Origin of the sequence: Alcaligenes sp. MMA (assembly GCF_020907215.1) — a bacterium.
GTDB classification, from domain to species: Bacteria; Pseudomonadota; Gammaproteobacteria; order Burkholderiales; family Burkholderiaceae_B; genus Alcaligenes; species Alcaligenes aquatilis.
Window position 1 is genome coordinate 170,203 of sequence record NZ_JAJJPP010000002.1, and the last position, 15,205, is coordinate 185,407.

At 55.8% G+C, this 15,205-nt stretch carries 14 protein-coding genes; 9 read left to right on the top strand and 5 right to left on the bottom strand.

All coding sequences use genetic code 11. The features are described from left to right. The first annotated feature begins 143 nt into the window (after positions 1–143). The 6 genes from ilvD (at position 144) to LNA76_RS09275 (ending at position 7,107) form a co-directional block, all read left to right on the top strand. Positions 144–2,003 (top strand): dihydroxy-acid dehydratase, encoded by a 1,860-nt coding sequence (ilvD, locus tag LNA76_RS09250; protein WP_094195484.1) that lies wholly within the window; start codon positions 144–146, stop codon positions 2,001–2,003. A 172-nt stretch (positions 2,004–2,175) separates the two neighbouring features. After that, the gene (locus LNA76_RS09255; RefSeq protein ID WP_094195485.1) at positions 2,176–2,661 is read left to right on the top strand and encodes a cupin domain-containing protein; all 486 of its coding nucleotides are present in this window, start codon (positions 2,176–2,178) and stop codon (positions 2,659–2,661) included. A gap of 153 nt (positions 2,662–2,814) precedes the next feature. Next, positions 2,815–3,837, top strand: a complete 1,023-nt coding sequence (locus LNA76_RS09260; RefSeq protein WP_230018934.1) for a TRAP transporter substrate-binding protein — start codon at positions 2,815–2,817, stop codon at positions 3,835–3,837. A 19-nt stretch (positions 3,838–3,856) separates the two neighbouring features. Beyond that, entirely contained in the window at positions 3,857–4,369 is a 513-nt protein-coding gene (locus LNA76_RS09265) for a TRAP transporter small permease (RefSeq protein WP_230018936.1), read from the top strand. Next, complete coding sequence (locus LNA76_RS09270) at positions 4,370–5,662, top strand: TRAP transporter large permease (RefSeq protein ID WP_094195488.1); 1,293 nt, start codon at positions 4,370–4,372, stop codon at positions 5,660–5,662. It begins immediately after the preceding gene. Then, complete coding sequence (locus LNA76_RS09275) at positions 5,659–7,107, top strand: amidase (RefSeq protein WP_230018939.1); 1,449 nt, start codon at positions 5,659–5,661, stop codon at positions 7,105–7,107. Before LNA76_RS09270 ends, LNA76_RS09275 begins: the two co-directional genes overlap by 4 nt. Positions 7,108–7,190: 83 nt before the next feature. On the opposite strand, the gene LNA76_RS09280 is transcribed toward LNA76_RS09275, so the two are convergent. After that, on the bottom strand, positions 7,191–7,844 hold the full coding sequence (locus LNA76_RS09280; protein WP_086059780.1) for a GntR family transcriptional regulator: 654 nt from the start codon (positions 7,842–7,844) through the stop codon (positions 7,191–7,193). Positions 7,845–8,004: 160 nt separating this feature from the next. Between LNA76_RS09280 and nadE the strand changes: the two genes are divergently transcribed. Next, positions 8,005–8,832 carry an ammonia-dependent NAD(+) synthetase gene (gene nadE, locus LNA76_RS09285; RefSeq protein WP_230018940.1) on the top strand — a complete coding sequence of 276 codons (828 nt, stop codon included), beginning with the start codon at positions 8,005–8,007 and terminating at the stop codon, positions 8,830–8,832. Positions 8,833–8,834: 2 nt separating this feature from the next. After that, positions 8,835–9,590 carry an IclR family transcriptional regulator gene (locus LNA76_RS09290; protein ID WP_094195490.1) on the top strand — a complete coding sequence of 252 codons (756 nt, stop codon included), beginning with the start codon at positions 8,835–8,837 and terminating at the stop codon, positions 9,588–9,590. Positions 9,591–9,598: 8 nt separating this feature from the next. Here LNA76_RS09290 and LNA76_RS09295 read toward each other — a convergent pair whose 3' ends face one another. The 4 genes from LNA76_RS09295 to LNA76_RS09310 form a co-directional block, all read right to left on the bottom strand. Then, positions 9,599–10,765, bottom strand: a complete 1,167-nt coding sequence (locus tag LNA76_RS09295) for an acyl-CoA dehydrogenase family protein (protein WP_125277377.1) — start codon at positions 10,763–10,765, stop codon at positions 9,599–9,601. Further along, the gene (locus LNA76_RS09300; RefSeq protein ID WP_094195492.1) at positions 10,762–11,991 is read right to left on the bottom strand and encodes a CaiB/BaiF CoA transferase family protein; all 1,230 of its coding nucleotides are present in this window, start codon (positions 11,989–11,991) and stop codon (positions 10,762–10,764) included. Before LNA76_RS09300 ends, LNA76_RS09295 begins: the two co-directional genes overlap by 4 nt. 17 nt (positions 11,992–12,008) lie before the next feature. Continuing rightward, on the bottom strand, positions 12,009–13,007 hold the full coding sequence (locus tag LNA76_RS09305) for a Bug family tripartite tricarboxylate transporter substrate binding protein (RefSeq protein WP_406846425.1): 999 nt from the start codon (positions 13,005–13,007) through the stop codon (positions 12,009–12,011). A 61-nt stretch (positions 13,008–13,068) separates the two neighbouring features. Further along, entirely contained in the window at positions 13,069–13,449 is a 381-nt protein-coding gene (locus LNA76_RS09310) for a cupin domain-containing protein (RefSeq protein ID WP_094195493.1), read from the bottom strand. Between the two features lie 384 nt (positions 13,450–13,833). Between LNA76_RS09310 and LNA76_RS09315 the strand changes: the two genes are divergently transcribed. Then, the gene (locus LNA76_RS09315) at positions 13,834–14,898 is read left to right on the top strand and encodes an AI-2E family transporter (protein ID WP_094195494.1); all 1,065 of its coding nucleotides are present in this window, start codon (positions 13,834–13,836) and stop codon (positions 14,896–14,898) included. Positions 14,899–15,205: the final 307 nt, after the last annotated feature.

Here is a 15,205-nt window from a genome sequence, read left to right on the forward strand (position 1 = left end):
AGGGGTTTTGCTGCAAAGGATTCGGGGTGCCAGATCGGTAGCCGCCCGACGGTAAGACGCCTGCCCGATCTTGACGCGCACAAAGCGCCTTGGGACGTTTATGATAGGTATCTTTACATAATTTTCCTGTTCAGAGAGTAGTCATGCCCCAATATCGCTCCCGTACCTCGACCCACGGTCGTAATATGGCCGGCGCGCGTGCCCTGTGGCGCGCCACCGGTATGAAAGACGAGGATTTCTCCAAACCGATCATTGCGGTGGTGAACTCCTTTACGCAATTCGTACCGGGTCACGTACACCTGAAAGACATGGGCCAACTGGTTGCCCGTCAAATTGAAGCGGTCGGCGGTGTGGCGAAAGAGTTCAACACCATTGCGGTGGACGACGGTATTGCGATGGGCCACGGCGGCATGCTGTACTCCCTGCCTTCGCGCGAGCTGATCGCCGACTCGGTGGAATACATGGTCAATGCCCACTGTGCGGATGCCATGGTGTGTATCTCCAACTGCGACAAAATCACCCCCGGTATGTTGATGGCCGCCATGCGCCTGAACATTCCTGTGGTGTTTGTGTCGGGTGGGCCGATGGAAGCGGGCAAGGTCTATTCGCCAGACGGCAAAACCGTGGTGCAGAAGCTGGATCTGGTGGATGCCATGATTCAAGCCGCTGACCCTAACGTGACCGATGAGCAGGCTGAAGCGGTTGAGCGTAGCGCTTGCCCTACCTGTGGTTCCTGTTCGGGCATGTTTACTGCCAACTCCATGAACTGCCTGACCGAGGCGCTGGGCCTGTCCCTGCCCGGCAATGGCACTATTGTTGCCACCCACGCGCGTCGCCAAGGCTTGTTCGAGCGTGCTGGCAGCCTGATCGTGGATCTGGCCAAACGCTACTACGAGCAAGACGACGACTCCGTTCTGCCACGTAATATCGCCACCTTCCAGGCTTTTGAAAACGCCATGACCCTGGATGTGGCCATGGGCGGTTCCACCAACACCGTGCTGCACTTGCTGGCGGCAGCCCAGGAAGCCGGTGTGGAATTTACGATGGCCGATATCGACAAGATTTCGCGCCGCGTGCCTTGCCTGTGCAAAGTGGCCCCCGCTACCCCCGAATTCCACATGGAAGATGTGCACCGCGCGGGCGGCATCATGGCGATTTTGGCCGAGCTGGGCCGTGCCAACTTGTTGAACCTGGATGTAGGCAACGTACACAGTGGCACCTTGCGTGAAGCGATCAAGCGTTGGGACATCAAGGGTGACAACGTTAAAGCGATTAGCGACTTCTATCGCGCGGCCCCCGGCGGTATTCCTACTCAAGTGGCGTTCAGCCAAGACCGTTACTATCAGGATCTGGATAGCGACCGTGCTAAAGGCTGTATCCGCGACAAGGCGAATGCTTACTCACAAGACGGTGGTTTGGCTGTGCTGTACGGCAACTTGGCCATCAACGGTTGTATCGTTAAAACCGCTGGCGTGGACGAAAGCATTCTGACCTTCACCGGCACCGCTCGCGTTTACGAAAGCCAGGACGATTCTGTCGCCGCCATTCTGGACGGCGTGGTCAAGGCGGGCGATGTGGTCATCATTCGCTACGAAGGCCCCAAAGGTGGCCCGGGTATGCAAGAGATGCTGTACCCCACCTCCTACCTGAAATCCATGGGCCTGGGCAAAAGCTCGGCCTTGTTTACTGATGGTCGCTTCTCCGGCGGCTCGTCTGGTTTGGTGATCGGTCACGCTTCGCCCGAAGCGGCTGAAGGTGGCAACATCGCCTTGGTACAAGATGGCGACACCATCGAGATCGACATCCCCAACCGTCGTATCCACTTGGCGATCAGCGATGAAGAATTGGCGGCGCGCCGTGCGGAAATGCAATCGCGTGGTTCCAAGGCCTGGAAGCCCGTGAACCGCGAGCGCGTTGTGTCCCAAGCCCTGAAAGCCTATGCCGCTTTGGCGACGTCGGCTGACCGAGGTGCCGTGCGCGACGTGTCACAGTTGGATCGCTAAGCACTAGCCCAGTTCGTCAAAACCCCATCTGCCTTTGGCAGGTGGGGTTTTTTTATGTCCGGAACAAACGTATCGGGTAAATACGAATATTCCATCCCTATCGTCCTGATAGAATCCGTTTTATCCAAAATGGGATCCCGTTTTGTTAATTTGGTTTTTTAAGGAGGAAGTGATGAGTGAAATAGATCCAATTACCTTGGCTCCGATTCTTAATCCGGGAGGGATAGGTGGCCCTTTGACAGCGGCTCACCGGGAAATGACGGTCAAACATCGGGACGATCTGGACTGGGACAATCTGCGCTACGAAGGGCAGTTCACCAAGATGATGTTTCACCCCACCAAGGACGACCCTACCGTTCCCAACGCCGGGGTGGTGAAGTACTTGAAGGGGTCTGGCCACCCTTTGCACAGCCATTACTTTGCCCAGATCTGGTACATCCTGGCCGGCAAGTTCGAGATCAATGGTGTGGTGTATGGCGAAGGCACGATGGTGTTTCACCCCGATCCGCACTTTGAGCATGCACTGACCACTTTGGAAGATGGCGAGATTCTGTATGTGCAGTACATGGGGCCAACGACCCGCCAACCGGCTATTTATGAAGGCCGCTTCAATATGAAAACCCGCCGTTCCCTAGAGGAAGAATCCAGAGCGGTGTAAGCGGTGCCGCTTGGATAGCGAGCCACAGGAAAGCTGCTCATGCCGGAATGCGTGGGCAGCATCAACAAGCAAAAAAAGCCCGATCAGGGCTGGCTTGGAAAACGAATAGAACTGAACAGAAATTCAATACCACAGGATGCAGGGGGACTAATAATGAAACGGATGACACAAGTGGGGATCGCGGCTCTGGTGATGCTGGGTGCGCTGAGCGCATGTGGCAAAGGTGGATCGGGCGACACGGCACACAATGACAGCCAGGGCCCACGAACGCTACAGCTTGCCCACGTTTCGGTAGAACAGAGCGAAGATATGTACCACTACTTGGCAACGAACTTTGCCAAGCGGGTGGAGGAGCAAACTAAGGGTGGAATCAAGGTGCAAGTGCTGGGCGGTGCCCAGTTGGGCGGCGAGCGCGATGTGGCCGAGGGTATGCAGTTGGGTACGGTGGATATGAGCCTGCTGGCCAGTTTCACACTAGGCTCCTTCGAGAAAAAAGCGATGGTGATAGACCTGCCTTATCTGTTCAAGGACTACCAGACTGCATTCAAAACCCTGGATTCCAGCTTCACGGATCCGATTGAGGCTGATCTGGAAAAATCGGGCTTGAAAATTCTGGGCTGGGGCCATGGCGGTTTCCGTAATCTGTACAACTCCAAGCAGGCCATCCGTAGCTTGTCGGATTTAAGCGGGATGAAAGTGCGTACGCCGGAAAGCCCCATTTATGTGGATACCTGGCGGGCCTTGGGTGTCAATGTCACCCCGATGGCGTATCCGGAGCTATTTACCGGTCTGCAACAAAAGACGATTGATGGTGCAGAGAACCCAACGGCGCTTTTTCATACCAGTCGCTTTTATGAAGCGGCTCCCTATTTGTCCAGAACAGAGCACGTCTATAACGCAATTCCTCTTGTGATTTCCGGACGGGTCTGGGATACCTTGTCTGCCGATGAAAAAGCGATCTTTCAACAGGCGGCCACGCAAGCGGTGCAGGAGCAGCGCCAGTTCCTGATTCAGAGCGAAGCGCAGGTTGAGAAAAAACTGCTGGATGCGGGCGTGTCGATCAATGCGGATGTGGATAGGGCACAGTTTCGCAAAGCGGTTGCACCTATTTATGAAAAATACAGAACGGTGATTGATCCCGATCTGGTTGCCCGTGCGCTGGCACTGTCTCAATAATCCTCGGCGGACATCCATCATGAAACACTCTTTGCTCGATTGGGCCGATAGAGTCAGTACCGGCCTGGATACGCTATGCAGAATTTTTGGAGCGGTGTTTTTGGGGCTGATTGTGCTGGCGGCTTCTGTGCAGGTAGCCGGGCGTTATTTTATGGGGTACTCGCCACCGTGGATTGAGGAAATCACACGACACAGCTTTATCTGGATGATTATGCTGGGTACTGCGGTGCTGGTTAAAAGCAATGGCCATGCGGTGATTGACCTGCTGGTCATGCGCCTGAAGGGCAAAGCCCGCCGCGTTCACAACGGCATGGTGCAGATCGCCATGCTGGCGTGTGCGCTGGTCTTGCTGGTGCAGGGCGTGCAACTGATTGCTATCGTTTATCAGCAACTCAGTCCTGCCCTGCGCATCTCCATGGCCTATGTGTATGCAGCTTTGCCGGTGGGCGGTGCCATCATCGCCGTGCAGTGTGTGAATGCCTTGCTGGACGGGTATCGGGACCGGCCTGCTTGCGAGTTGGAGGGCGTGTAAATGCAAGAAGCTCTCCTGCTCTTTAGCTTGATGTTCACGCTGTTCATCGCCGGTATTCCTATCGCTTTTGCTCTGCTGTTATGCAGCGTACTGTTCCTGCTCTTGACCGGCATGAGGCCGTTGATTGTTGTGCCGCAGCGCGTGATGGCGGGGCTGGATTCCTTTCCCCTGCTGGCGGTACCCCTGTTTATCCTGATGGGAAACTTGATGGAGAAAGCGGGCCTGTCCAAGCGTTTGATTGATTTGGTCGACATGCTGGTCGGGCGGGTGCATGGCGCATTGGGTTACGTGACGGTGATTGCGTGTGCCATGTTTGGTGCCTTGACCGGCTCGGCGCCGGCTACCGTGGCGGCGATTGGTGCCATCATGATGCCCGCGATGATCGCGCAGAGGTATCCGGCTTCCTTGGCTGCCGGGATAACAGCCTCGTCCGGTGCCTTGGGCAATATCATTCCACCCAGCATTGCCTTGATTCTGTATGGCGCAACCGTCAATGTTTCTATACCCAAGCTGTTTGTAGCCAATATTCTGCCGGGTTTGTTGATGGCCCTGGCTTTCATGCTGACTCATGCACTGTTGACCAGAAAACTGAAGGTGCCCAAAACTGCCGCACGCGCCTATACCCCACAAGAAATGGTGCTGGTTGCATTAAGGGCGATTCCGTCCTTGATGATGCCCGTAGTGATTTTGGGTGGTATTTATGGCGGTGTATTCACGCCAACCGAGGCCGCCGCCGTAGGTGTGGTGTTCAGTTTGGTGCTGGGGGTGTGTTATCGGCAGTTCACCCTCAGCACCTTGTGGCAGGCCATGAAAAGCTCAGTGGATACCGCCTCCATGGTCGGGATTATCCTGGGCGTAGCCGGTATTTTTGGCTGGATTCTGGCCTCGGCACGTATTCCCATGTTGATGGTGACGGAACTGACCCCGTTGCTGGATACGCAGTTTGTGTATCTGGCCTTGCTGGTGGTGTTCTTGCTGCTGGTCGGTTGTGTGATGGATGTGGCAGCCAGTATTGTCATTCTGGCCCCGATTCTGGTTCCTATCGGTATTGCATTGGGGGTGGATCCTATCCATTTGGGCGTGGTGTTCTGCGTCAATTTGGTGGTGGGTTTCTTTACACCGCCTTTTGGTTTGAATCTGTTCACAACGGTTTCTGTATCTGGTCAGCCTTACGAAGTTGTGGTGCGAGGTGTCATGCCCTTTGTGATCACGGCCATCATTGTTCTGCTCATTTTGGCGTATGTGCCTGATATCTCTTTGGTGCTGGTTCGTTTAATGGAGGCTTCAGCATGATGTCTGGCTCGCACACGTCCGAATCTATCGACAAGCCGGAGAGCCGCGTGGGTATGGCATTGTCAAGTCCCAGGGATCTGATCTACGCCAGCGTTGACGAACTGTACCGCCTGTACCAAAGCAAGCAGGTGTCTCCAGTGGACGTGGCACGGGCAACGCTGGATGCGGTCGACCGCTGGAATCCTCTTCTGAATGCCTACTGTTATCTGGACCGAGCCTTGACCTTGCATGAAGCGGCCCAGTCTGAAGCGCGCTGGATGGCCGGTACTGCACGAGGTCCTTTGGATGGCATACCCTACGGCGTTAAGGATTTGCTGTTGGTGCGTGGACTTCCTACAGGCTATGGCTCAAGCGCAGCACGGATCACCGATGCCGCCCAGGATGATGCGCCAGCGGTGGCACGGATGCGTGAGGCCGGTGCCGTCCTGGTCGGAAAAACGACGACCTCGGAGTTTGGCTGGAAGGGGACGGCAGACAGCCCTTTGACGGGAGTCACGCGCAATATTTGGGATTTCAGTTTAACCAGCGGGGGTAGCAGCGGCGGTGCAGCCACGGCATTGGCGGCGGGTATGGGGACGTTGCAGATCGGCACTGACGGGGGTGGCTCCACCCGGATTCCCGCCAGCTTTTGCGGTGTTACCGGCATGAAAGCCACGTTTGGAGGCGTACCCGCCTGGCCTGCCGGACCGCTACTGACTTTATCCAATGTCGGCCCTATGGCCCGATCTGTGGCGGACCTGAAACGCTTGCTGGACGTCATGATGCAAGCCGATCCACGCGACTGGAATTCGGTGCCCTTGCCGCGTCATGTGCGGCCTTCTGCCGATACATTGCAGGGCCTGCGTATTGGCCTGCATCTGGATCAACAATGCAGCCCCGAGGTCAGGGCTATCATCCAGGCGGCGGCGGACAAGTTGCAAGAACAGGGGGCGCATATTGTTTTGACCGAGCTACCCCTGACCGGTGCGAAAGAGCTGATTACCGCACATTGGGAAGCCGGTACCGCCTGGCTGGTGAATCAGGTCGCTGCTGAGCAGCGCCCTTTGGTGGATAAAGGTTTGCGCCAGGTTGCCAGCAAGGGCGAGACGAACAGCTTGTCGGACTATTACCAGGCTTTGATAGGCAGACAGAAGCTGGGGGAGGCCATGCTTAGGCATTTTGCGCAGTTTGATCTGGTTTTGACGCCTACCGTTCCGATATTGCCTTTTGAAGCGGGCCGTGACGCTCCGGCCAACGCCGCTTCGCAAAATTGGCTGGATTGGAATCCCTATACCTATCCCTTTAATTTGACGCGGCAGCCCGCCATTTCCTTGCCGGCTGGAGTCAGCGCCTCTGGCTTGCCCGTGGGGCTGCAGATGGTGGCGGGGCTGTATCAGGATGAATGGTTGGTAGACCTTGCCCAACGGGTCGAGGATTGCCTGCAAGTGCGCAGGCTGCGGTTTTAGCAATCGGGTGGTTTTGTCTGGGAAATTGCCAAGCACCTTGATTGTGCGGTGTCACCTCTCCTTGCGGGTGACACCGTTTTTTTTTAGCGCTCTGGCAGCCAGTCCAGTACCAGATTCATGGTCTTGGCAACGTGCTCGGTCATCGCTTCTCGGGCGGCGGTGCCATTGCGATCGGCCAGCGCAGCGATAATAGCCTCGTGCTCCAGAATATTTTCTTCCATCAGGCGCGGCGGCATTTTGGAGGCGAAACTCAAGGCACTGGAGACACTATCGTTTTGGAGCTCCTGAATCAGCTCGTGCAGGCGTTCGTTGTGACTGGTGATCGTAATCAGGTCATGAAAAGAGCGGTTGTGCTGCAACCATTCCGATCCTTCTTCACTGCGTACACGTGTTCGCAAGGTGCGGGCATAGTCGGATTGATGCTGCATCAAGACCTCCAGGTCCGAGTCCTTGATCCAGTCCACTGCCAGTTGCGCCGCCAAACCTTCCAGCTCGGCTCGAATCTGAAACGCTTCGCGGATTGATTTGGCAGAAGGGATAGCCACAATTGTGCGCCCGGTCTTGGTCAGTGACGTGACACGGCGCGCCTCCAGAAAGCGCAAGGCTTCCCGAACAGGGGTGCGGCTGGTCTGAAACTCCTCGGCAAGCTCGTATTGACTCAGGGAGTCGCCGGGCCGGTAGTGGCCGGACTGAATACGTCTAAGGATTTCGTCTGCGATTTCGGTTGAGGATCTCATCGGCAGGTAACAGGGCTTGTCTCAGTAAGGGCGAATTCGTTTTTCTTGATCGACGATTATATACAGAATCCATTTTTTATAAATAAGGATCCCATATCCCACAACTGTGCCCGTCCCTTACAATCGGATTATTGTTCACTTTGTGTAGAGAGCCTGCGCCATGACTGATGATCAACGCGCTTTGCAAGCCAGTATCCGTGTGGAATTGGACGTAAAGGATCATTTTGATGTTCAGCAAGAAATCGAACATCGCGTCCGCTTTTTAAGTGATTATTTGTTGCGTACTGGTTGCCGCAGCCTGGTTTTGGGCATTAGCGGTGGCGTGGACTCCCTGACAACCGGGTGTCTTGCGCAGCGAGCCGTCGAGCAGGCACGCGCGCAAGGTCATTCGGCGCAATTTATCGCGGTGCGTTTGCCTTATGGTGAACAGGCTGATGAGAAAGACGCCCAAGATGGCCTGAAGGTCATCAATCCCGACCAGATTCTGGTTGTTAACGTCAAGCCCGCCTCTGATGCCATGATGGATCAACTGCTGGCCGGCGGCCTGACGTTCCGCGACGCGGCGCAACAGGATTTCCTGATGGGGAATATCAAAGCCCGTCAGCGTATGGTGGCGCAGTATGCGATTGCAGGGGCGAATGGGGGCTTGGTGGTTGGCACCGACCACGCTGCTGAAGCCTTGATGGGTTTTTTCACCAAGTTCGGTGATGGCGCGGCTGATATTACCCCCTTGGCGGGCTTGAATAAACGACGCGTGCGCGCCCTGGCGACTGCAATGGGCGCATCCGATGCCCTGGTGTTCAAAGTTCCCACCGCTGATCTGGAAAGCCTGACTCCTTTGAAGCCTGACGAAGACGCTTTTGGTGTCAGCTACGATCAGATTGATGATTTCCTGGAGGGCAAGGTCATTGAGGATGAAGCTGCGCAGATAATCATCAAGACTTTCCGTGCTTCGGCCCATAAACGTGCGTTACCGGTGGCGCCCTGACCATGAGCGCCAAACCTGCCGAGAGCAATGTCAAAACGGCGTTGCGCGTCATTGAGATCATCGAGCTGTTTGCACGCGAGACGCGGCCATTGGCACTTTCTGAAATGGCTCGCTTGCTGGATGCGCCTGTGTCCAGTTGCCTGGCTTTGCTGCGTACCTTGTCTCGGCAGGGCTATATCTACGAGACGGGACGTCGGCAAGGTTATTACCCGACGGGCCGTTTGCTGGCGATGGCCCAGCGCATTTCTCAAGCAGACCCGATACTGGAAAAAGTCCGCCCCAGCCTGGAAGAATTGCGCGACACCACGCAGGAAACCGTGGTGTTCGGCAAGCTGGATTTGGATAAGAAAGTGGTCTATGTGGAGGTAATTTCTTCCCCGCACCCCATTCGCTATGTGGCGGTGGCGGGCACCCAGCGCCACGTGCATGCCAACTCCATTGGTAAAGCCTTGCTGTCCCAGATGACACCTCAAGAGCGTTCCCAGCTTTTGGGTGATGGGCCTTTGGAAGCCTTTACCAGCAAGACCTTGACCAGCCTGGACAGTTTGAATGCTGACCTGGAGACTGCCGCGCAGCGCGGCTGGTACGGCAATATGGGTGAGTCCATGTCCGATGTGGGCGGTATTGCCTGGCCGATACGGATCTCGGGCGGGGTGTATGCCATTTCGATTGCAGGTCCTGTTTATCGTATTGAACAGAACCTGCAAAGTTACGCGGAGCGCCTGCGTGTAGCCTGCCGTTTTATTGAAGAGGCCTAGCAGGCGGCTCAATAGGACTTGGGCAGTCCCAGCACTTTTTCCGCGATATAGCACATGATTAACTGCGGGCTGACGGGAGCCAGTCGCGGAATAAAGCTTTCACGCAGATAGCGTTCTACATGGTATTCCTTGGCATACCCCATGCCTCCCAGGGTTTGAATTGCAGTCTGACAGGACTGGAAACCGGCTTCGGCGGCCAGGTATTTGGCAGCGTTGGCGTACTCCCCGCAAGGCTTGCCTGCATCATACAAAGCCGCCGCCTTCAAAGTGACCAGATCGGCGGCTTCCAGTTGCATCCAGGCTTGAGCCAGCGGGTGTTGTATGCCTTGGTTCTGTCCGATTGGCCGCCCAAACACGTGCCGTTCTTTGGCATAGAGGGTGGCTTTTTCCAGAGCGGCTCTACCCAAGCCAATGGCCTCGGAGGCGATCAGAATCCGTTCAGGATTGAGCCCGTGCAACAAATAGCCAAAGCCCTTGCCTTCCTCGCCGATGCGATCCTCGACAGGGATGCGCAGCCCGTCGATAAACAGCATGTTGGAGTCCACTGCGTTGCGCCCCATCTTGTCGATATGACGCACTTCGATGGTGCTGCGATCCAGGTCTGTGTAGAACAGTGATAAGCCATCCGTTGGTTTTTTGACTTCTGATAGCGGGGTCGTGCGGGCCAGTAGCAGGATTTTGTTGGCCACTTGTGCCGTGGAAATCCAGATTTTGCGCCCATGGACCTGATAGTGATCACCCTGCAAAACGGCACGGGTTTCCAGCTTGCTGGTATCCAGTCCGGAGTTGGGTTCGGTGACGCCAAAGCAGGCTTTGTCCTTGCCTTGAATTAAGGGCGGCAGAAAGCGAGCACGCTGCTCGTCGTTGCCAAACACCACGACCGGATTCAGACCAAAAATATTCATATGCACGGCAGAGGCACCCGAAAACCCGGCGCCTGTGCGCGAGATGGTGTGCATCATCAAGGCCGCTTCCATCATGCCCAGGCCCGCTCCGCCGTAGTGCTCTGGCATGGCAATGCCCAACCACCCCCCATCTGCCAAGGCTTGATGAAAGTCATGGGGGTAGACGCCGTCCTGGTCACGGGCCAGCCAGTATTCGTCATCAAACTGCTGGCAAACGGCTTCAATAGCCTGGACCAAGGCGCGTTGATCTTCGCTTAATTCGATATTCATACGATCTGTTCTCGGGGTGAGGGGGGGACGCTGGCCAGCATGGCTTGTATGTCTTGTTCGCTGTAGCCCAGCTCTGCCAGAACCTGGGCCGTGTGTTCGCCCAGACTGGGTGCATGGTGTCGAATGCTGAGCGGGGTGCGCGAATACTTGCCCAAGGGAGAGGGGGTGCAGATAGGCCCCTCGGTCGGGTGATCCATATGCTGTAGATGTTTGACCGCTTGTAGATGCTCGTCATCGATCAGTTGTTCGATGGAGTACAAAGGGGCGGCCGGGATGTCGACCTGGTGCAAGGCGTGGAGCCAATATGCCGTGTTCTTTTGCTTGATCTGCGAGGCCACAAAATCATAGACCTCGCCAATATGCATGGCACGGGCCGAGTGCGAGCTGAAACGTGGGTCCTGTTGCAGTTCGGGCTGGCCGATCAGGGAAAAAAAGTTGGTCCAATGCTTGTCGTTATAGATCAACAGCACCAGAAAGCCGTCACTGGTTTGATAGGGCTTGCGCTCTTTGGCCAGCAGACGGGCATAGCCGGTGGAACCTAGTGCTGGTTTAAAAGAATGGCCGCCCAAGTGGTCACCCAATACAAAATGCGCCATTGCCTCGAACATGGGGATTTCAATGGCCTGGCCTTGGCCACTTTGGCGAGCCTCAATGACACCGGCCAGCACCGCTACGGCCACATGCAGACCCACGGTGCGGTCGCATAATGTCAAAGGTGTGTAGCGGGGGACATCACCAGATTGCTGCTGATAGAGATGGCCTAGTCCCGTCATGCCCTGGATCAAGTCATCGTAGGCGGGGCGCCCCGCGTAGGGGCCATCTTCCCCGAAGCCGTAGGCGCCGACATACACAATGGCTGGGTTGGCCGCGGCAACGCGCTCGTAATCCAGGCCCAGACGTGCCATGGCGGCCGGGCGTAGATTGTAGAGCAGCACATCCGATTCTTGGATCAGTTGCAGGCAGGCTTTTTGACCGGCTGGGGTTTTTAAATCCAGCACCACAGATCGTTTATTGCGGTTCAGGTGCAGAAACAAGGCCCCCATCGCCGCGTTGCGCATCGGGCCGACGGCCCGCATGGTGTCCCCGCTGGGGGACTCCACCTTGATCACGTCGGCCCCCAGATCCGCCAGGATCTGGGTGGCAAAGGGTCCCATCACTACCGAGCTGAGATCCAGAATGCGGATACCGCTTAATGGCCCTACATTGTCCTTCTTGTGTTCTGTCATAGCAGGCGCCTGGGCAACTATTGAGGGCCAAGTTTGGCGTCGGTAATTAATTTGCCCCACAGCGTGTATTGCTCTTGAACAAATTGGGCAAACTCTTCAGGCGGGCCACTGAAGGCATCGAACCCCAATTGAGCCAATCGCTGGCGTACGGCGTCGTCCTGAATGACCTCATTAATGCTGCGGTTGAGCAATTGAACTCGTTCCGGGTCCATGCCTGCCGGACCGAAAAAACCATTCCAGGAGGTGATATCAAAGTCCGATAAACCAACCTCCTCCATCGCAGGCAGATCAGGCAGCAAGGCGCTGCGTTTGGCCGTGGAAACGGCCAGGGCCTTGAGGCGGCCGCTATTGATAAAAGGCAGCCCGGAGGTGACATCGGTAAACATGAAATCCACCTGTCCGGCCACCAGATCGGTTAATGCTTGAGGTGTGCCTTTATAGGGAACGTGCAAGGCCTTCATGCCTGTCTGGAAATCCAGTGTGCCACCTGCCACGATACCGGTGCTATTGCCCGAGGCGTAGGTAATTTGGCCGGGGTTGTCCTTGGCATACTGCAGCATTTGTTCGACCGTGCTGTAGGGCCGTTCTGGATTGGTAACCAGAATAAACGGCAGGTTGCCACCACGAGCAATCGGAGTGAAATCCTTTACCGGGTCGTAGGGGACGTTCTTCATTAACCACGGTGCGGCTGAATGCGAGGTGTTGGTGGTCACAAACAAGGTGTAGCCATCGGGGGCGGCACGTTTGACGTAGTTGGCCGCAATGGTGGCATTGGCTCCGGGGCGGTTTTCCACAATGATGGTTTGCCCGACTCGTTTGCCAATCTCTTCTGCAAAAATCCGGCCTACGGCATCGGTGCCGGAGCCGGCCGGAAAAGGCACGATCAGCGTAATGGGGCGATCAGGGTATTGAGCCAAGGCATTGCCGGTTAGCAGCAGCATGGCCGCACTGCCGGCCAGAATAGTCTTGAGACGTGCGGGCAGGGATAGCAAACGGTTTTTTTTCTTGAAAGTCATGGGTGTCTCCTTGTGGTGGATGGGCTTGGTACGGTGAGCCAAGCTGGCAAACGCGCCTGGGTCAGCGAATGACCCGGTCGGGATGCTCTTCGTAAGGGGGGGAGTAAATCACCAGCAGTCGGGCTGGCTCGTCACTGGTAACGGTAAAGACATGCTTTTTGTCGGGGGGCAAGTAACAGCACTCGCCAGCTTTCATTTGGCCGCGCTCGCCATCAACTTCAACATCGGCTGTACCGCTGAGCAGATAGCAGACCTGCTCAATACCAGGGTGCGCATGGGGTAGGGCGCCCTGATCTTTTTCAATGACGCCCAACAGCACTTCTACATGCTTGGCACCCACATTGGCCTGGCTGATCAAACGACGATTAACCGTGCCCGTGTGGTTGGCCGGCGAGTAGGGCAGCACATCGTCCGGGCTAACAATCCAAGATGGTTTTTCCATGTTTTAATTTCCTGTGTGAGAAAAATATTTTACGTATGTGAAAATTAAAAAAAACTGGGGTTTACCTGTGGGTGAGGTTCAAGCGGATCTGGACGGAGCACGCTAGCGGTATCCGCCAGCAGAAGGGCGTAAGATATAAACGCCCTGACATGCCGAGTTCTGTTGAAATGGCAAGTAACAGGGCGCCGAACCAGAACCCGTGTTCTGGATGGCCACGGTCTAGTGCCCTTCCCCGTTTTGTAGAGTGCTGATTTTCTGGGCTCAACAACTTGCCCGGTTTGCGCTTAGAAACGGGTATTCCTTGGGCGATGATCATGCTATTGTCAAAAAACTTTCGGGCACCGACCCATGCCCACCCAATAGACACGAGGGTCTCCATCGTTTATGCAACCCGTCTTACCCGCATTTTTAATTGCCCGCTGGCTATTACTGCTTTTGCTGGCCGCAGGCGTTTACTTCTTGAAGGGATTTCTGGTCCCTGTTCTGGCTGCGCTGATCATAGGACTGGCCGGCTGGCCCCTTTATAAACGACTGGTCGTACGCTGCAATGGCCGCCATGCCCTGGCGGCCACACTGGCACTGCTTGTCGTGATCGTGGTGCTGGTGGTGCCTTTATCACTAGCCCTGTCCTTTGCCATTCAGGAAGCCAGCAGCTTCATCACCTGGGCGCTAGCCGCCAACCGATACGGCACACCCACCCCGGAGTGGATTAAGGCCATGCCCTTAGTGGGCGAACGCCTGACAGACTATTGGCAGCTTTATCTGGGTGAACCCCACGCGCTGGGTGAACTGGTCGAGATGGTCAGCGGCCAGCATCTGGGCAATATTTACCGCATGGTCTTGTCCGCGACCGGCAACGTATTCCACCTGCTACTGACCGTGCTGTTCATGCTGATCACGCTGTTTTTCATCTTCAAGGATGGCGACCGCTTGCTGGTGCAATTGGACATTGTGGGCGAGCGAATCTTGCCAGGCCGCTGGCAGCGATTCTCCCGCGTTGTGCCAGCTACGGTTAACTCCACCGTCACCGGGATGGGCCTGATCGCCTTGGGCGAGGGTGTTGTCCTGGGGATTGCTTATTGGATTGCAGGTGTTCCATCGCCCGTTCTGCTGGGTGTGATTACCGGCTTCATGGCGCTGATCCCAGGGGGTGCCCCTCTGTCATTCACAATGGTGTCTTTGTATTTGATAGGTTCTGGTCACCTGGTTGCAGGCGTCAGCCTATTCCTGTGGGGCGCTATCGAGCTGTTCATCGTTGATAAAACCCTTCGACCACGACTGGTCGGCGGCCCGGTAAAACTGCCATTCCTTCCAACCTTCTTTGGCTTGGTGGGCGGTGTGCAAACAATGGGCATCGTAGGCTTGTTCATCGGCCCGGTTCTGATGGCCTTGCTGGTCGCCATCTGGCGCGAGTGGATTCGTAACGGACAGGCAGTAGCAGGGGACTAACCCCCGAATACAAAGCAAGAAATAGAACAGGCCAGGGCAATGTACCTGGCCTGTTTTTTATTTGAGGTTCTGGCTGGAGCAGGGGCAGCAATGAGCGTGCTTTCTGCCCACTTAGAACGGCCTGTTATTGCTTAAGCAGTTGTGACAAAGCAGGCAGAAAACGCGATTTCAGGCAGGTTTTAGACGGCAATCTGTTCGCGCCCCGGCTAAATTTAAAAAAATTGCAGTAGCACTTGCCAAAACCTCCAGTAATCTGCGTATAATACTAATCTTTCCTTCCAAGCCTGGATTCCCAGGTTGCCATACC